Raw genomic sequence first — 17,873 nt, 5'->3', positions numbered from 1 at the left:
GGCCGCGGGCAGCACCGTAGGGCGGCGCCGACCGGGCGAACTAGGGCGAAAACGACATCCCACCGAAACCGAACCGAGGTGACGGGGCATGAACCACACGCCAGCGCCGGCCAAACGACTGTGGCGACCAGTCACGCTGCCCGGCGTCGAGGTCCTGCACGCCGAGAACATCCGGTACTCCCGCCACGACCAAGCCCTCAGCGCCGGTTACGTGCTCAAGATCGCGGTCGCCGGAACCCCAGCGGGCATGCGCTACCGCGGCCGAGCCCTCGGACCCAGCGCGGTCGGCGCGGTGACCGTGCTCGAACCCGACGAACTCCTGCAGGCATGGGGCAACCAGACCACCGCCAGCTACCAGGTCCTCTTCGTCGAACCGGACCTGCTCACGTCCGACGACGACGGCCGGCGCCCCTGGTTCCCGCGGGTGTACCAGCAGGACCCCGGCCTGTGGCATGACCTGCGCCGACTGCACCGCGACCTCGCCCTGAACGAAGGTGCACTCGCCGTGCAGTCCGCGCTGACCCGGATCCTGGCGAGCCTGGTGCACCGGCACGCCGGCACCCGCCCGCGACCACGGCCCGCACCACCACCGCCGGGGCTGCGCGCGGCACGCGATCTGCTGCACGACCGGCTCGACGCCAACATCACCCTCGACGAACTGGCCGACGCCGCGGGATGCGGCAAACGCCAACTACTCCGCAGTTTCGGCCTCGCCTACGGCGCACCCCCGCACGCCTACCAGACCGCGCTCCGGCTGGCCACAGCCAAACGCCTGCTCGCCAGCGGACGCACCGCGGCAGAGGTGGCCGCCGACGTCGGCTTCTACGACCAAAGCCAGCTCAACCGCCACTTCCGCCGCCTCTGGGGAACCAGCGCGGGCACCTACGCCAGATCGACCCGCTGACCCCCACGTCACCGGCTGCCCACCGGAGAAACGTGGTGCGCCAGCGGGTATCAAACTGACGCAAGGCTCCGGTGTGTCATCGAGCCTGTTGCCAGGGGATGGCCTCGATGCGTTCCATGTGCTCTTCGCCCCACTCGCCGAGCGGGCCGATCGCGGTGTTGAGGGACTGGCCGAACTCGGTGAGCGAGTACTCCACCTTCGGCGGGACCTGGTGGTAGACCTCGCGATGCACCAGGCCGCTCGTTTCCATCTCGCGCAACTGAAGGATGAGCACCCGCTCGCTGATACCGGGAACCGCCCGCCTGAGCTCGCCGAAACGCAGCGGGCCCTCGTGCAGCGCGAACAGGATCAGCCCCTTCCACTTGCCTCCCATGACGGCGATGGCGGCGTCGAGTCCACAGGTGTAAGTCCGGTTCGTCATCAGCACTCTCACTAACAAGAATGTAAGTACCTGAGGAAATTGTAGGTACTTGCCGGAAATCCTGTAAAGCGTCCAGCATGGACCGTGCGCCGCGATCTTCACAATCCGCTGGGTCTGTGGCGAACTCACTGGGACTGGAGCAGAACATGACAGGCGACAATCGCGCACCGGTGACGGTCATCGGGCTGGGCTCGATGGGGAAGGCGCTTGCCGAAGCGTTCATCGACGCCGGACACCCGACAACCGTGTGGAACCGTACCGCGCACAAGGCCGCGCCCCTCGTCGCGAAGGGCGCGGTCCATGCGGAGACGATCGAGGAGGCGGTCGCGGCGAGTCCGCTGATCATCGCTTGCCTCACCACATACGACGACACGCGCCAGGCCCTGGCGCCCGCCGCGGCAGCTTTGGCCGGGCGCGCCCTGGTCACGCTGAACAGCGGATCCCCGGCCGACGCGCGTGCGATGGGCGCCTGGGCCACCGGACACGGCGCCCGGTTCCTCGACGGGGCGATCAAGAACGTGCCTGCGGCTGTAGGAGCACCAGACACGCTGCTGTACTACGGCGGCGACCGGACCGTCTTCGACGAATACGAGACAACGCTGAAGGTGCTGGGCGGCGACACCGTCCACCTCGGCGACGAAACAGATCTCGCCGCCCTCTACGAGATGGCGGTGGGCGGCACCCTGCTCCCGGCACTCGTCGGTTTCTTCGAAGGCGCCGCTGTGCTCCAGGCACGTGGACTGGAAGTGAGCACAATGGTGCCGTTCACCGCCAAGTGGCTGGAAATGATCAATTCTGTCCTGCCGACCTTCGCCCAGGAGATCGACAGCGGTAACTACGCCGACCCCATGTCGAGCGTCAACATCTTCCTCGCGGGAACCGCCCATGACGAGCAACTCGGCGAAGAGGCGAACGTCGACGTGACCTGGCGTACCCCCTTGAACGATCTGCTGAAGCGGGCCGTCGAGGCGGGCCACGGCGACCACAGCATCTCGTCCCTGATCGAGGTCCTCAAAAAACCAGAACATGTCGCGTAAGCCCACTCGTCGGCGGGTGGGGTGCTGCCTCGACACACTCCAGCTGGGCAGCGAAGCCGTTGTCATCGCGGCCGCCGACACAGTGCTGGTCAACCTGCTCCAGACTCGCCGTTCTTCGGCTTCGTCACGGAAGGCTTCACCGACGCCTGGCATGCGGTTCTCTGGACCAGCGCCACGATCCGCGCGCACCAGTCCTCCGCGCCGGGCGGGCAGCTCGCGCGGGGACGCGTGGCTTGGACGGACGTGTGACGGGAGGTGGTGGGGGGTGAGTGGAGCCTCCATTTCGGGCTCAATCGCTATTTCGTGGTGATGGCCGAGGAGTCGCATTCACACGGGGTCTATTTGGCGGGGGATTCCTGCGGCTGCCGGGGGAACGCGTTCCGGTAGCCGCTCGGGGAAATGCCGAGCTGCTTGACGAAGTGATGGCGCAGGTTGTTCGCGGTGCCGAGGCCGCTGAGCTTGGCGATCTTCTCTACCGGGAGATCGGTTGATTCGAGCAGGCTCTGCGCTTGAGCGAGACGCTGGTTGAGCAGCCACTGGAGTGGAGTCGTGCCGGTGGCTTGCTGGAGGCGCCGGTAGAAGGTTCGTCGGCTCATCATGGCCTGCCGTGCCAGGTCCTCGATCGTCAACGGCTGGTCGAGGTGGGCTCGTGCCCAGTCCAGTACGGGCGCGAGCCCTTGGTCGTCGGTGGCCGCTGCGGACGCGATCGAGACATTCCTCGCAGGCAGAACCCACTAGTGTGAGCGAGCACCCAACCGCCTCTCGTTAAGTTCTTCCGGCTTCCGCGGGCCGGGCCTGGCACAATAGGCGCATGATCGTTCGCTGTGGCGAAGGCCGATGACGCAGCCGAAACGGGCGGCCCTGATCGGCAGAACGACCCACCTACTGGCGACGTTCCGCCGCAGTGCCCGGCTGGGCACGCGGACCCACGTCCGGCTCTACCAGTGGAGTCGAGGCAGACTCGGCGGACGTTGGTTCGGTATGCCGGTCCTGGTACTGGAGGTACCGGGGAGACGGACCGGCAGGCCCACCACGACTCCGCTGATCTACCTCGTGTATGACGGGGCCCCGGTCGTGGTCGCGGCCAACGCCGGATCCCCGCTCACCCCGCAGTGGTGGCTCAATCTGCGTGCCGCCGGCCAAGCGTGGATCCTCATTCGCGGTGAGCGTCAGCGGATCCGTCCGGTCGAGCTGGGTGGCGACACGTTGACCGACGCGGTGGCACGGTTCGAATCCGCCTACCCGGCGCTGGCGGAATACCGCCGGCACACCGACCGAAGGTTCCCGGTCATCGCCCTGCGTCCCGTACGCCGGTCCTGAGCACCGCCGCGCGTTCGGCACGGTGGGCGGGTTGTCCTGGAACGGTCGATGTCCGGCGGAGACAACCGGCACAAGAACCCACGTCGAACCCGCACGATTCACCGCCTCCGGAAGGCTGTCACGGTGGGCACGACCGGACGGGTCGAGTGGCACGTGAAGGTCAACCCGCTCTGCGCGGGTCTCCGGTGACCGTTCACCGGCGAGCCAGCAGCGAGTAGCGCTCGTGGGCGCAGCGCTGATGCGTTATGCCCACAGGGGTCATGTTCGGAACAGGACAGGAAAGGGGGCGGAACATGGGGTTTCTAGCATGCATGCATCGGGTGCAGATCCCGGCAGGTCAAGGAAAAGGGGATGATTTTCCGTGTGGGGCACAAAGCGGCGAGCCGCCGCGGGTGTGGGTACGGTAGTGGCTGCCACGGTGGCGGGGATGGTGCTGATCGCGCCCCCGGCAAGTGCGGGTGAGGTCAAGGGCCGCTGCGATGCTAACCATGGTGCGCAGTGGGCCGACTTCTCGGTCACCTACAGGACCGAAGGCAGTTACGACCGCCTGAACAACTACTGGTGGGACATTCACGGCACCGATCGCCATGAGAACAACGTGGACATGCAGGTCAAGCAGTTGCTCACCACTGGGGAAACCGTGATCAAGGATTCGGCTTCGGTGGACGATGCCGGTCCCGGCTCAGGTCACCAGATCGCCGTCGGGGCGCTACCTCGCTCGGGCACGTTCTACGGCGCATTTCAGTTCGCCTTCGATCTCGAGGGCGCTGACCCGAAGTGCAAGGGCAAGACGCACACGTTCTGATCGATGCGTCGCACACTGCTGGCTGTGTTTCTCGGCGGGGTGGTGCTGGCCGCTGGATGTTCGGCGGCCAGCACCACCCCGCCCGCCGCCGAGCACGCTGGGGCGGAGGGGGCCGGGCGTGCGGCATTTGTGCTTGTCGCCGCCGACGACAACGGGGCTGTGGTTTACGAGGCCGGCGGCATCTTGCGCGGCGTCGATCGGTCCGGGAAACAAGTTTGGTCGGACCGGCGTGCCCTGCAGGTTGGCGCGGACGCTGATTGCCTGGCGCGTTGCCCGGACGCGGTCTTCTCCGGGGTCGACACGACCACCGAAACCGGACCCGAGCCCTGGCAGGTCGTCTCCGGCGTTCCTGCTCCCTTCGGCGGTCCGTCGCAGCGGGTGCTCACCGCCGCGAGCGTCTCCGATGCGGTGCTTGCCACACGCTCTTTCCTGCGCATCTTGCGCCCAGGTGGAGTGGAGGAACGCATTCCCGTTGACGGACGCGGCCTTGCCTGGGCGGAAAGCCCGGACCGCACCGTGGCCGTCGCCTATTCCCTGATCTCCACCCAACCTTTGCTCCGCTTTCGCCGACACGCTGACGGATGGCATTCGATGGCCGCGGGCCCGCCCGTTGGCCCCGCGGTGGACGGATGCGTGGCCCCAGGTGGTCGCCCCACCGTGGTCACCGGGGAGAACCCGGTTCTGCTCGGGAACGGAGACCGGCGACTGCCTCTGCGCACGGACCTGCGCAGCGTCGGAGAATGCGCATTCGGCACCGCGGGCGGGATCGTGCTGGAGCGATCACTCGGGCCGGAAGGAAGGCGGCAAACGGCGATTCGTGGTGTCGACCTCGGCGGGAACCAAACTTGGACCCGGAATGTCTCCGCCGAAGCGTTGGTCGCCGGCGCGCCCTCCGGGCAGCTTTTCGCCGTGGCGCAAAGGAACACGCTCGAGCTCGTTGATGGCACCGGCGCAACGACGGCCACAACCGTCGATGTCGCGTCCGCACGCTTCACCGCTTCCGGCACGCTGGTCACAGTGAGCACGAACGGGAACGTCACGTGGTACCCGAAGAATTGAGCAGCCCAACCGTAGGCAAGCGAGGCCACGGGTCGCCGAATGGTCGGCAACCTGGACAAGGTCGAACAGGCGCGGCGGGGCCCGAATAAGCGTCCGAGCCACCGGCAACAACCCGGCCTGGTCGGAAGATCATCGTCTGCCCCAGAGCGCGCAGCCACTCTTGTTGAAGTCGAGCGCCCACAATGAGGTTTTCTCAGTGTGCGGGGTGGTGCCGTGCTCGTGGGATGCCCGGATGACGGGGCTCGCCTACCGAGATGGGGAACTCGGTGTGCCGAAACGGGGGACTCGCGGCAAGTGGACGACCTGCTGCCGCGAGTTCCCCGTTCCGGGAGTAGGCGAGAACCCCTTCCTCGGCGCCGGTTGACGGCAGAATCAGGAACACCATGAGCTGGGTGTCGATATTTGCGGAATCGAATGCGAATCTCTTCGGAACCTTCTGATGCGATTGTGGCGATGCCCCCGCCGCCCGGGGAGCCGCTTCGCCGGGGCCGGGACCCGGCCCCGGCGAAGCGCGACGCGAAGAGATGGGGTACCTGTGGAAACCCGAGAGACGCGGCTGGTGCCGCTTCCACCCGAGCAATGGGACGCCGCACTCCGCGAACACCTCGAGCAGGCAGAGCGGAACACACGGCTGCAGGAGGTGCAGAACGCGAAGCATCTGCCCACCGTGGTGATCAATCTGATCCGGACACTGGCGCATCACCCGCGCCTCACCGAAGCACTGGCTCCTTTGCTTGCCCTGCTCAACAGCGGTGAACTCCCGTACCGGGATCGGGAACTGGTCATTCTTCGCACGGCGGTGCGGAACCGGTCGTCCTATGAGTGGTCGCACCACTACGCGTTGGCACAACTGGCGGGACTCACCGAGCAGGAAGTCCTGGACGCCGGGCGAGAAACCGAGGCTGGGGAGCGGTCGTCGGAAGACAAGGTGTTGCTGCGTGCCGTCGACGAACTGCACGACCGGTCGGTGCTCACCGACTCGACCTGGCGTGAGCTCGAGCAGCGGTACGACGAGCGCCAGCTTCTGGAACTGCTGTGCTTGGTCGGCACCTATCGGATGATCGCGACCGTGCTCAACACCTGCCGGGTGCCGTTGGATGAGTGGCAGACCGAGCGCCCGTTCCCGGACGAGGAGGCGTGAGATGGCCGGTACCGTTGTGGCGAGTGTGCTCACCGCGCCGGAAACGTTCGAACTCCGGGAATTCCCCCGCCCGTCCGTCACCGCCGATACGGCTCTGCTGCGGGTGGAGGCCGCCGGGTTGTGCGGTAGCGATATCGAGGAGTACAAGGGCACCTATCCGTACCGGTACCCGGTGATTCCCGGCCACGAGACGGTCGGTGTCATCGAGGAGATCGGCGACGTGGCGGCGCAACGGTGGGGCGTCACCACCGGGGATCGGGTGGCGGTGGAGTTCTCCGCGCCGTGCGGGCGCTGCCGGTCCTGCCGGGAAGGCAGCACGATCCTGTGCCAGAACATCTCCGCGTACGAGTGGTACGGGTTCCGGCCCACGGCGGACGCGCCGGGACTGTGGGGTGGCTACGCCCAGTACATGTACCTGCAGCCGCAGAGCGTGTTGCACCGGGTTTCGCCGGAGATTCCGGCGGAGATCGCGGTGATGTACAACCCGCTCGGCGCCGGGGTGCAGTGGGTGGTGGAGGACGGCGGTGCCGGTATCGGTGACACCGTGGTCATCCTGGGCTCCGGCCAGCGCGGCCTGGCGGGGGTGATCGCGGCCAAGAGCGCCGGAGCGGGAACGATCATCGTCACCGACGTCGCTCGGTCTCGCGACAAACTCGAGCTCGCGCACGCGTTCGGGGCCGACCACACGATCGTCGCCGACGAGGACGACGTGACCGAGAAGGTCCACGGTCTCACGGGGGGCGCGATGGCCGACGTGGTGGTGGACACCGCCGCGAACGCCACCCAGGCCGCCCTGGACGCGATCACGCTCGCCCGCCGCGGCGGGACCGTGGTCTTCGCCGGGATGAAACCAGCCCTGCCGTCCTTCCCGATCCAGGACGTCCTCTACAAGTACCTCACCCTGAAAGGGGTGTGCGGGGTCGCCAGCGGGAGCTACCGCAAGGCCATCGACATCATCGAGACCGGCGCGTTTCCCCTGGCGCGCATGCACACCCACGACTTCACTCTCGACGAGGCCGATCTCGCGCTGCGCACCCTCATGGGCGCGATACCCGGCCAGACCGCCGTGCACATGGCCATCCGGCCTTAGCAACACCGCGGCCCGTGCCGCGACGCACACGAATTACCCTGGAGAAAACCATGTCGGAAAATCCACTGTGGACGATGCCTCGGTGGTAGTCGTTCCACAGGATCGCTGCTTGCTCGACGGCGAGTTCATCGGTGCCGACGACGGGGCGGTGCTGACCCGGTGGGCGGCGCTGCTGTCCGAGCACGCCGAGGAGTTGACGGTGCTGCTGTCGGCGGAGAACGGGAAACCGCTCGGGGATTCTCGCGCCGAGGTCGCCTACGCGATCGGGTTCGTCGACTTCTTCGCCGCCGAAGCTCGCCGCACCTACGGCGAAACCATCCCCGCGCACCGCGCCGATGATCACCCGCAAGTCCGCTCCGGCGATCGCGGCGGGGCGCACCGTCGTGCTCAAACCCGCCGAGCAGACGCCGCTGTCGGCCTTGGCGATCGCCGCGCTCGCCGCGGAGGCGGGCGTGCCCGCGGGGGTGTTCAACATCGTGACCGGTGACGGTGCCGCGGCACCCGGTATCGGGGCCGAGTTGTGTGCGAACCCGGTGATTCAGCACCTGACCTTCACCGGTTCGACCGAGGTCGGCCGGATCCTTCGCGCAGCGGTTCGCCGACCGGGCCCGCGAACTCGTCGCCGCTCCTTACACCGATCCGGCCGCCACCCTCGGCCCGCTCATCGACCGGCAGGGCTTCGACAAAGCCGCCACCCACGTCGCCGACGCCCTCGCCCGCGGCGCGCGGCTGCTGGCCGGCGGCCACGCGCTGCCGGTTCAGCGACGAGACCGAGGTGGTGGCCGCGGTCAACAGCACCGAGTTCGGCCTGGCCAGCAATTCCTCTCGGTCGAGATCGCCCCTTTCGGCGGCATCAAGCAATCCGGCATGGGCCGCGAAGGATCCCACCACGGCATCGACGAGTTCGTCGAACTCAACTACCTCTGCCTCGGCGGCATCAGCTGAATCGGGCACGTGGATTGGCCGAGCTTGACATGCTAGCAAGTTCAGTCGAGACTGAAACTACTAGTAACTTATCTTATGGAGGTAGTGGCGATGACTCCGCGCCCCGAGCAGGTGATGTTCAACAGCCTCGGCACCTCGTGCGCCGCTGACCTGTACGTGCCGGAGGCGGACGGTCCGGTTCCCGGCCTGGTGCTGGGGCACAGCGGTGTGATGGTCAAGGAGGCGCTGGCCGCGTTCGCGCCGCACTTCGTGCACGCCGGGTTCGCCGTGCTGGCGATCGATTACCGCACGGTCGGTACCAGCGAGGGCGAACCCAGGGGCCAGGACTATCCGCAGCGGCAGGTGGAGGACTTCCGCAGCGCGATCTCCTACCTGCAGAGCCGACCGGAGGTGGACGCGGCACGAATCGGGTTGTGGGGTGTCAGCATCGGGGGCTCGGTCGCGGTTCAGGCCGCGGTGCTCGACCGGCGCGCGCGGTGTGTCGTCGTGCAGAGCCCCAGTGTGTGGAACGGGTGGCGATACCTGGAGCGGTTGCTCGGCCGCTCCGGTGTGCATGCGCTGCGGGACCGGTTGGACGAGGACTGGCAGCGCCGCTACGAGGGTGGGGCGAGTGCGCGGGTCCCGCACCTGAGCCTGGACGGGGAGACCGTGCGGGACACTCCGGACCTGGCCGCGGAGATGTTCCCCAGCTACCGCAACGAGAAAACGCTCGATTCCGCTGAGCATCTGCTCACCTTCGCGCCGGAGGATCTCATCCACCGGCTGGCGCCGACCCCGCTGTTGATGATCGCCAACGGTGGCTGGGACCCGTACCACATGCTCGAGGAGGCGCAGAGCGCGTACGCCAAAGCCGGCGAGCCGAAACGGCTGGAGGTGCTGCCCTACGACGTCCTCGGCCTCTACACCGGTCCGGGCCTCGACGAGGCGATGGGGCTGGCCGTGGACTGGTTCGACCGCTACCTGCGCAAGACCCGGCTGGTCACCACCACTCCCACTCCCACTCGCGAGTCGGTGGCAGCCATGACGCAGTGACGCCCGCCGATCCGGCCAAGGAAAGACGGCGTGATGTCCAATCAGGACACGCAAAACGAGGTGCCGGCGGATTCTCGGCCTGTTGATCTGCGATCGCACCGCCCAGCAGGCGCTGACCTGGCCTGAGCGTCGTCGCCCGCTCGCAACCCCATGAAAACGTAAGGACTTCTTGTGCAACGCCTGCGACTTGACCTGGACCCGCTCCGGGAGACCCTGCTGCTCACCCTCTATGCCAGGGCTCTGGACGCCAAGCTTCCCCACCCGATCCTCGGAGACACCCACTCCGCCGACATCGCCGACGCGATCGACTACGACTTCGCCAAGCTCAAGGTCAAGCCCAGCCTCGTCTGCGGCACCGCCCTGCGCGCCAAGAAACTCGACGAAGCGGTCCGGACGTTCGTCACCGACCACCCGAACGCCGTCGTGCTCGACCTCGGTTGCGGCCTCGACACCCGCGTGTTCCGCTGCGACCCACCCGCCGGTGTCGACTGGTACGACGTCGATTTCCCCGACATCGTCGAGCTACGGCCCCAGTTCCTCCCGGACCGGTCCCTGCCCATCGGCGCCGACCTGACCGAACCCGGCTGGGTCGACCCGCTGCCCCGCGACCGGCCGGTCATGATCGTCGCCGAAGGGTTGCTGCCGTTCCTGCCCGGCGACACCTTCCAGCGGATGACCCAGGAACTGACCGCACACTTCAACACCGGTGAACTCGCCATCAACGGCTACACCCGCTTCGCCGCCTGGTCGATGAAATACCACCCGACGATCAAAGCCATCGGGATCACGGCCGCCCAGGGCTTCGACGATGCCCACGAGCCCGAGAAGTGGAGCGCCGGCCTCACCCTGGCGGACGAGCAACTACTCACCCGGGCTCCGGAAGTCGTCGACTTTCCCCAGCCACTGCGCGCGGTCACCCGCCTCATGAGCCACAGTACCGCCCTGTCCCGGCAAGGCACGCGCATACTCCGATACCGGTTCTGACGAACCAGCGGCAGCGTGCTTTCGCCGTGTGGCTCGCTGCGACGAGTGCGGCCACCGCGGCGATCATTTTCACGATCTTCCACGGCTCATGTGGTCCCCGAGTGGTTCTGCTGGACGTGTGCTCGCCACCTTCTGTCGAATTCCCGCATCAGCGCCGGATACACGAAGAGGTATCGGAATGGCTTGATGGCGGCCATATAGGCCTTTCCGAACATCCCGTTCGGTTTCACGAGGACGGCCATCTGTCCGCGGTAGCCGCCTGACTCGTTCGGGACCCAGCCGAGGTGCATGACGGTGTGCACCGTCCGGTTGGCCATCTCCGCCGGGCGCTGCCAACACCAGGAGGCCCGGGCGAGTTCCTCCGGCTGCTCTCCGGGCTCGGCACCAGGACTCCGACACTGCGCGACCGGCTGCCGCCCGAACTCCGGGGCGGCCCTCAAGGTCCCGCGATGCCGAGGTTCAACACGCTCTACCTGCGCGACGAGTGGGGCCAGGGGCGGGAGGTGTGTGCGCTGTTCGGGAGTTTCATCGGTGGATCTCCGAATTCGTCTGCGATGGGTGCTCGGCGAGGAGGCTGTGGACGCGGTGGGCACCGGCTTGCCCCGTTTGTTTCGCGAGTGCCAGGGCCTGTTGTCCGGTCACCGTGGCCTGGCTCTGTTTTCCCCAGTGGACGTAGGTTTCGGTCAGGGCGAGGAGTGCGGCGAATTCGACGGTCCGGTAGCTGCCTTTGCGGGCGGCGGTCAGTGCGTTGTGGGCGTGGGTGACGGCGCTGGGACAGTCACCGCGCCGGGTGTCCAGGCGGGCGTGTGCGTTGGAGGCGACGGCGCGGTGCCAGAGGAATTCCCCGTTGCCGATCGCGTTCTCGGCCTGCTGGAGGTGGTCCTCGGCGTCGGCGTAGCGCGCGAGCTTGATCTCGGCGTCGGCGCAGGCGACGTGCGCGGCGGCGGCGACCAGGGTGGTGGTGACGTCGTGGCGGGTCAGGTCGAGGGCCGCGGTGGCCTCGTCCCTGGCCAGCTGTGGGTGTTCGGTTTCCCAGCGGAGGCGGCTGCGCCAGACATGGGTCCAGGCGAGGCCGATGCGGGATCCGACATCGGTGAACAGGTCGCGGGCGCGCTCGAGGAGTTCGTCGGCTTCGGCGATGCGACCGAGGTCGAACACGACCGAACCCAAGTCCATCAGGTCGGTCGCCTGCGCTCGCGCCAGCCCGTGCCGCTCGCTGAGGGCGAGCGCTTGCCGGTAGCACTCTTCGGCCAGGTGCAGCCTGCCGAGGTGGTGGTACTGGCCGCCGAGTGCGTTCAACGTCCGGTTTTCCCCGATGGGGGAGCCGAGTTCGGCGAACAGGGCCGCGGCTTTCTGGGTGTGCTCGGTGGCTTCGGTGAGCCGGCCGGTCCATTCCAGCGCGGTGCCGAGTTCGGCGAGCGCGGCGGCTTCGCATTCGCGCCATCCGCAGGCGTGGGCGGCGGTGACTGCCGCGCTCATGTGCCGGGCACCGTCGCGGTGGCGCCCGGCGCGGAAGCAGGAGTCGCCGATGCTGTGGTGCAGCAAGGCCGCGACATCGACTTCCCCCTGTCGTTCGGCGGCGTCCAGGACGGTCGGCGCGATGTCCAGCCACTCCCCGCGGCGCCCGGTCCGATGGAAGATGGTGCGGGTGTAGTCGGCGAGGAACCACGACTGCGGGCGGGGGCCGTGCGTGGCGGCGAGCGGCAGTGCGGCCGCCAGGTTGGCGATGTCCGCCTCGGCCGCCGGAGAACTGGGCGTGTGGCGGGCACGCGTACTGGCGTGGTCGCGGGGCAACTGGAGGCTGCCGAGGCCGTGGTGTCGCGCGGCCGCGGCCGCGAGCGACAGGTAGTGGTCGACCAGCCGGGCCCAGGCATCGGCGCGGGCCGGGTCGGTGCGTGCCTGGCCGGCGGCGTACAGCCGGACCAGGTCGTGGAAGCGGTAGCGGCCCGGGGTGTCCTGTTCGATCAGATGTGCGGCGGCCAGGGCGGCCAGGCGCCGTGCCGCGTCGGTGACCGGCCCGCCGAGCAGGGCGGCGGCCGCGGCCGGGGTGAAGTCCGGGCCGGGCACCAGCCCGAGCAGCCGGAACAACCGCTGGTTGTCCGGTGCGAGCGCCCGGTAGGAGGCGGAGAACGCGGCGGAGACGGCGTCGGTGTCCGCGCCGTCGAGGGCCAGCCCGGCCAGCCGGTCACCTTGGGCGAGTTCGGTGGCGACCTGCGCGATGGTGGTCGCGGGGCTGGCCGCGATATGGGCGGCCGCGAGACGCAGGGCCAGGGGCAGGCCCCCGCAGAGCTGGGCCAGCGCGGCCGCCGCCGCGGATTCGGCGGTTACCCGCTCGCTGCCGAGCACGCCTTCGAGCAGTGCCCGCGCACTGTCGGCGGCGAGGACGTCCAGGGACATCACCTGCGCGCCCAACTGTGCGACGAGGTCGCCGAGCCGGTGTCGGCTGGTCACCAGCGCGGTTCCCGACGAGGGCAGTAGGGGGAGGATTTGCGCGGTGTCGCGGGCGTTGTCCAGCAGGACCAGGATCCGGCGGTCCGCCGTCACCGATCGATACAGCGCGGCTCGCTCGTCGAGGCCGTCGGGCAACCGGTCGGGGTTGGCGCCGAGCGACCGCAGCAGGTGGGCCAGCGCGGCGGCCGGGGAGAGCGGCTCGTGGTCGGGTTCGTAACCGCGCAGGTTCAGATACAGCTGCCCGTCGGGGAACCGGTCGCGTGCGCGATGTGCCCAGCGCACCGCCAGCGCCGTTTTCCCGATACCGGCGGCACCACTGATGACCAGGACACTCCCTGGCTCGCGCCGCCACCATCTGTCCAATATAGACAGATGGTGGTCGCGTCCGGCGAAGCCCTGGATGTCGCGGGGTAGTTCGGCGGGGCGAATCTCGACCGCGGGCGAGTTTCCGTCGGGCGGGGCGTCCTGGTCGTTGAGGATCCGAACCTGCATCTCCCGCAGCGCGGGACCGGGCTCGATCCCCAACTCCTCCGCCATCCGCCCGCGCGCCTCGGTGTAGACGAGCAACGCCTCCTGCCGGCGACCGCAGCGGTGCAGCGCCAGCATGAGCTGAGCCTGCAGCCGTTCCCGGAACGGGTGATCGGACGCGGCCTGACGCAGCTTCCCGACCACCTCGGCGTGTCGGCCGACGGCGAGTTCCGCGTCGAACAGTTCCTCCCACGCGGACAGCCGCCGTTCCTCCAGGGCCGGCCCTTCGCGCTCGCGCAGGGCTTCGCTCGCCCCGGCCAGGGCGGGCCCCTCCCACAACGCCAGGGCGGAGCGCAGGTGCCGCGCCGCGGCATCCGGATCACCCGCGCGAAGATCTGCCCGCGCCGAGGTCAGCGCTTGGTCGAAGACGTCGAGATCGAGTTCGCCGGGGCCGACGGTGATGCGGTAACCCTCGCCCACCCGGGAAATGAGTGCCTTGCCGACCAACGAGCGCAGCTCGGAGATGTAGACCCGCAAGCGCCCACGCACCGACGGCGGGAAATCCTCACCCCACACCGACGTGATCAGCTGGTCTTCCAGGACCACGCGGTTCGCGTTCAACAGCAGCGCGGCGAGCACCGCGCGCTGTTTCGGGGCACCCAGCCGCAGCGGGCCGTCCCCGGCCTTCGCCGCCACCGGCCCGAGAAGCCGATAGCGCGGCGCTGACCCCGTATCCGAACTAGCAGTCATGACGTTCCCCGAACCACGTACCGGACAGCGGACACCACGAGCGTGGAACACAGGTTCCCGCGTCAGCCTTTAAGTCAATCACGTATAACTTACTGTGCCACCACAACCCGCCCTGCAGACAGGTGTTTACCCTGTTAAGTTAGTGTGACATAGCCCGCTGAGTCACTCGATAGAGTGGATCTGGCCCGTTGGGTCGGCGAGGGAAGAGAGGATTGGGCACGTGGAGGGGCAGACCGCCGGCGTGGTCCGGCGTCCCCGGGACCGCAAGGCGCGCATCGTGGCGGCGGCCGCGGCGCAGTTCCACGAGCGCGGTTATCACCGGGTCACCATGGAAGACATCGCCGCCGCGGTCGGCGTCACCGTGGCCGCAGTGTACCGGCACTTCCAGAACAAGAGCGACCTGCTCGCCGGGGTCGTGCTGGGCGGGATCGAACTGTTCACCGAGGCCGTGGAGACCTCGACCGGCCACCTCGACGACATGCTGCGGACCCTGGCGCACCTGGCCATGGAGCGACGTGAGCTGGGCACCCTGTGGCGGCGGGAGTCCCGCTACCTGCCCGCCCCGGAACGCGAGCGGGCCCGGAGCCTGCTGTGGGACTGCGCCACCCGCGTCACCACCGCGGTACGCGACGCCCGGCCGGAACTGGCCGATCGGGACGCCGACCTGCTGGCCTGGACCGTGCTGTCCGTGCTGGCCGGCCCCTCCACGCGCGCGCTCCAGATGCCGCGCCGCAAGGGCGAGCAATTCCTGCACCAGACCACGGCACGCGTATGCGCCCGGTACCAGCCACCCCCCGAACCCGCCGCGACATCGACCCCCGAAACCTCCGGCGCACCGCCACTACGGCCGGTCACCCGCAGGGAAGCGCTGCTGGCTGTCGCCGTTGACCTGTTCGGCCAACACGGCTACGAAGCGGTCAGCATGGCCGACATCGGCGCCGCCGCCGGAGTCACCGGAGCCAGCGTCTACAAGCACTTCGCGGTAAAAGCCGACCTCCTGGCCGCCCTCGCCCACCGCGCGATCGAAGGACACGCCCTCGAGCTCTCCCGGGCCCTGACCGCCTCGAGCACCGCCCCCGAGGCACTCACGCACCTCCTGCGATCCAAGGTCGGGCTCACCCTCGCGCACCCGGCACTCACCGCGGTGCTCGTCACCGAAGCCGACCACCTGCCAACGCCACACCGGGACGCCGTCGAACAAGCGCTGCAGGACTACCTCGCCGAGTGGGCACACCTGCTCCACCTCTGCCGTCCCCAACTGGCCAAAGCCGAGCGCCGCGGCTTGGTCGGAGCCGTCATCAGCGTCATCCAAACACTCGGCGTCGCCCCGCACCTACGGGCCCGCCCCGGCTTCGACCAGGACCTGATCACACTGGGGGCCCACATCCTCGACCACGGCTGAACACACCGCGCCACCGAGGGTGAAGCAACTGCAGGCCGCACAGACGGGCCATCGCCACCCGCTCCGTAGACACCGTTTCCCGGGGCGGCTTGTCACGCCCAGCTCGCGGACCTTCGTGGACATGTCGATGAGGAAGAGGGAGCAGCTGATCTTCGGCTGGGACAGCTACCTGGGCGAGGGGAGGCGCGGCCGGTGGGACGTGTCCCCTTACGCGGCCCCGGCCCGCGCGGTCAACCGTGGCACGGATCGACAGCCACAGGCCACCACCCAGTGGCGCGGCGGCCAACGACAGAGGAGATCAGCGTTCTCGGCCTCACCCATTCCTCCTGACATCCGCTCCGATAACACCGCACCGGATTGCTGAGAAGCTCCATACATGCGGGCGTCCCGTGATGCGAGGTGCCGCCGGGGCCGGAAGGGGATCGGAACAGAGTCCGAATCGGCCGGTGCGACGCTTGGCATCGCGGTTACTGTCCATCCGCTGCAGGTCGGATCTTCGAGCCATTAGCGCCCGTGCTGGGAGGTATGTCGTGCATTTCGCGTTCGTTCCCATCTCCGCCCGCAAGAGCTTGCGCAAGCGGCCGCGGGAAGCGGGCGAGGACTTCATATCGAGTGCGAAGCGGCAACACCAACGCGACCGTGCACACGGTCGTTACACAGGCAAGGAGTACTCATGACTGATCCCACCGCACACGTTCAGAACCCATCCGCCGCGCACGAAATTGCGGTACCGTCGGCCGTGCGGGCGCTCAGCAAGCACCACCGGATCGACTACGAGAATGCCCTCTTCCGTGAGTTCGAGGCGGCAGCGGAGCGGACTGGCGAGCAATGGGCGCGAGCGATCCTGGAAGACGCGCCCGTCGGCACCCGGAACACCCTTATCTCAGGATGGACCGCGCTCGGACTGCCGCTCGGACCGCTCCAGTCCGATCAACATGTTCTCGGCTGGCCGATTCTGAGCAACACGCCGGACGTCGTGCTCCTCGGCCTCAGTTCCACCGACGGGCTGCACGCCGAACTACTCGTCCAACGCCAGCAGCGCGCCGTCCTTTTCGCGAGCTTCATGCAACTCGACACCGACCACGCGCGCTCCAGGTGGGCCAAGGTCGAACCCGTGCACACCCCGGCCATGTGCCGGTTCCTCGAAGAAGCCATCAACCGCGTGACGTCCGTCTAGGCAATCTCGACGCCATTGTGGACCTCACCGACGCAAGGCCGGGGTTTCTTGGAGAATGAAGCGAATCGGCAGCGGGCCGGACGAGCGCTCTGCGAGGATGGTGCCGGAAGTTCGAAGGAGGACGGTGTGAACCTGCCGAAGATCGCGTTGGAGGAGGCCTTCCTGGAACCCGGCGAGGTGGAGGCGATCCTCGCCGACGAGGAGGCGTTCCTCCGGTTCTGCGCGCGTGCCGGACTGACGCCGGAGTTCTACCGGCCGGTGTTGCGCCGGCTCGCGGAGTTCGACGAGCTGCGGCTGGCCGCGATGGACAAAGCGGGAATCGAGCACGCGATCCTGTCCCGGACCGCGCCCGGAACGCAGGCGATCGCCGATCCGGCCGAGGCGGCGGCCGTGGCCCGGGACTCGAACGACTTCCTCGCCGAGCAGATCGCCCGGCACCCGGACCGCTACTCCGGTTTCGCCGCGCTCGCCCTGCACGACCCGCACGGCGCCGCGGCCGAGCTGGAGCGGGCGGTCACCACACTGGGTTTGCGGGGCGCGCTGATCAACGGCTGCACCAACATCGACCGCGAGCACGGCAGCTACCTCGACGAACCGCGCTACCACGATTTCTGGGCCGCCGCCGAAGCCCTCGACGTGCCGATCTACCTGCACCCGCGGCCACCGCTGCCCGGGTCCAGCGCGGCGCTGGACGGCCACCCGGAACTGCTCGGCGCCACCTGGGGCTTCGGCCCCGAAACCGCGACACACGTGCTGCGGCTGATCTTCAACGGGATCTTCGACCGGTTCCCCCGGCTGAAACTGGTGCTGGGCCACCTCGGGGAAGGGCTGCCCGCGCTGCTGTGGCGAACCCAGTACAACTTCGCCCTCAACCCCTTCGACAAAAA

Annotated in this window: 17 protein-coding genes and 1 pseudogene; 14 read left to right on the top strand and 4 right to left on the bottom strand. The window is 68.3% G+C overall.

Annotated elements, in window-relative coordinates:
• Window positions 1-88 precede the first annotated feature (88 nt).
• Window positions 89-904 (top strand): helix-turn-helix domain-containing protein, encoded by an 816-nt coding sequence (locus FXO23_RS46255; protein WP_158894758.1) that lies wholly within the window; start codon window positions 89-91, stop codon window positions 902-904.
• 76 nt (window positions 905-980) lie between these two features.
• On the opposite strand, the gene FXO23_RS46250 is transcribed toward FXO23_RS46255, so the two are convergent.
• The gene (locus FXO23_RS46250; protein ID WP_158894756.1) at window positions 981-1,325 is read right to left on the bottom strand and encodes a winged helix-turn-helix transcriptional regulator; all 345 of its coding nucleotides are present in this window, start codon (window positions 1,323-1,325) and stop codon (window positions 981-983) included.
• A 146-nt stretch (window positions 1,326-1,471) separates the two neighbouring features.
• Between FXO23_RS46250 and FXO23_RS46245 the strand changes: the two genes are divergently transcribed.
• The gene (locus tag FXO23_RS46245; protein WP_158894753.1) at window positions 1,472-2,362 is read left to right on the top strand and encodes an NAD(P)-dependent oxidoreductase; all 891 of its coding nucleotides are present in this window, start codon (window positions 1,472-1,474) and stop codon (window positions 2,360-2,362) included.
• A gap of 338 nt (window positions 2,363-2,700) precedes the next feature.
• Here the strand turns inward: FXO23_RS46245 and FXO23_RS46240 are convergent, their stop codons facing one another.
• Window positions 2,701-3,024 (bottom strand): helix-turn-helix domain-containing protein, encoded by a 324-nt coding sequence (locus FXO23_RS46240; protein ID WP_281356740.1) that lies wholly within the window; start codon window positions 3,022-3,024, stop codon window positions 2,701-2,703.
• Window positions 3,025-3,199: 175 nt separating this feature from the next.
• Here FXO23_RS46240 and FXO23_RS46235 point away from each other — a divergent pair, with 175 nt between their 5' ends.
• The 9 genes and pseudogenes from FXO23_RS46235 to FXO23_RS46200 all read left to right on the top strand — a co-directional run bounded on the left by FXO23_RS46235 (window position 3,200) and on the right by FXO23_RS46200 (window position 10,738).
• Window positions 3,200-3,682 (top strand): nitroreductase/quinone reductase family protein, encoded by a 483-nt coding sequence (locus FXO23_RS46235; protein ID WP_158894750.1) that lies wholly within the window; start codon window positions 3,200-3,202, stop codon window positions 3,680-3,682.
• Window positions 3,683-4,109: 427 nt separating this feature from the next.
• The gene (locus FXO23_RS46230) at window positions 4,110-4,487 is read left to right on the top strand and encodes a hypothetical protein (protein WP_158894748.1); all 378 of its coding nucleotides are present in this window, start codon (window positions 4,110-4,112) and stop codon (window positions 4,485-4,487) included.
• Between the two features lie 3 nt (window positions 4,488-4,490).
• Window positions 4,491-5,546, top strand: a complete 1,056-nt coding sequence (locus FXO23_RS46225) for a hypothetical protein (RefSeq protein WP_158894745.1) — start codon at window positions 4,491-4,493, stop codon at window positions 5,544-5,546.
• Between the two features lie 535 nt (window positions 5,547-6,081).
• Window positions 6,082-6,687 (top strand): carboxymuconolactone decarboxylase family protein, encoded by a 606-nt coding sequence (locus FXO23_RS46220; protein ID WP_158894742.1) that lies wholly within the window; start codon window positions 6,082-6,084, stop codon window positions 6,685-6,687.
• Window position 6,688: 1 nt separating this feature from the next.
• Window positions 6,689-7,777, top strand: a complete 1,089-nt coding sequence (locus FXO23_RS46215) for a zinc-dependent alcohol dehydrogenase (protein ID WP_158894741.1) — start codon at window positions 6,689-6,691, stop codon at window positions 7,775-7,777.
• A 67-nt stretch (window positions 7,778-7,844) separates the two neighbouring features.
• Window positions 7,845-8,316: pseudogene (locus tag FXO23_RS52055) on the top strand (aldehyde dehydrogenase family protein); the annotation flags it as partial.
• Window positions 8,317-8,644: 328 nt separating this feature from the next.
• The gene (locus tag FXO23_RS52855) at window positions 8,645-8,722 is read left to right on the top strand and encodes a hypothetical protein (RefSeq protein ID WP_425484976.1); all 78 of its coding nucleotides are present in this window, start codon (window positions 8,645-8,647) and stop codon (window positions 8,720-8,722) included.
• A gap of 90 nt (window positions 8,723-8,812) precedes the next feature.
• Window positions 8,813-9,754: an alpha/beta hydrolase gene (locus tag FXO23_RS46205; protein ID WP_158894737.1), complete on the top strand. Its 942-nt coding sequence runs from the start codon at window positions 8,813-8,815 to the stop codon at window positions 9,752-9,754.
• 171 nt (window positions 9,755-9,925) lie between these two features.
• Window positions 9,926-10,738, top strand: coding sequence for a class I SAM-dependent methyltransferase (locus FXO23_RS46200; RefSeq protein WP_158894734.1), 813 nt, complete (start codon window positions 9,926-9,928; stop codon window positions 10,736-10,738).
• Between the two features lie 86 nt (window positions 10,739-10,824).
• Here FXO23_RS46200 and FXO23_RS52850 read toward each other — a convergent pair whose 3' ends face one another.
• Window positions 10,825-11,331: a DUF2867 domain-containing protein gene (locus tag FXO23_RS52850; RefSeq protein WP_281356739.1), complete on the bottom strand. Its 507-nt coding sequence runs from the start codon at window positions 11,329-11,331 to the stop codon at window positions 10,825-10,827.
• Complete coding sequence (locus FXO23_RS46190) at window positions 11,264-14,353, bottom strand: AfsR/SARP family transcriptional regulator (protein ID WP_246258490.1); 3,090 nt, start codon at window positions 14,351-14,353, stop codon at window positions 11,264-11,266. The genes FXO23_RS52850 and FXO23_RS46190 overlap by 68 nt, the downstream gene beginning before the upstream one ends.
• 274 nt (window positions 14,354-14,627) lie before the next feature.
• Here FXO23_RS46190 and FXO23_RS46185 point away from each other — a divergent pair, with 274 nt between their 5' ends.
• The 3 genes from FXO23_RS46185 to FXO23_RS46175 form a co-directional block, all read left to right on the top strand.
• Window positions 14,628-15,809 carry a TetR/AcrR family transcriptional regulator gene (locus tag FXO23_RS46185; protein WP_158894728.1) on the top strand — a complete coding sequence of 394 codons (1,182 nt, stop codon included), beginning with the start codon at window positions 14,628-14,630 and terminating at the stop codon, window positions 15,807-15,809.
• Between the two features lie 673 nt (window positions 15,810-16,482).
• The gene (locus tag FXO23_RS46180) at window positions 16,483-16,986 is read left to right on the top strand and encodes a hypothetical protein (RefSeq protein ID WP_158894725.1); all 504 of its coding nucleotides are present in this window, start codon (window positions 16,483-16,485) and stop codon (window positions 16,984-16,986) included.
• A gap of 126 nt (window positions 16,987-17,112) precedes the next feature.
• A partial coding sequence (locus FXO23_RS46175; RefSeq protein ID WP_218952371.1) for an amidohydrolase family protein occupies window positions 17,113-17,873 on the top strand: 761 nt, incomplete at its 3' end.

This window comes from Amycolatopsis anabasis (assembly GCF_009765355.1).
Classification (GTDB): domain Bacteria; phylum Actinomycetota; class Actinomycetes; order Mycobacteriales; family Pseudonocardiaceae; genus Amycolatopsis; species Amycolatopsis anabasis.
The sequence above is the reverse complement of the archived record's forward strand: the minus strand, read 5'-3'. Positions and strand labels throughout refer to the sequence as shown.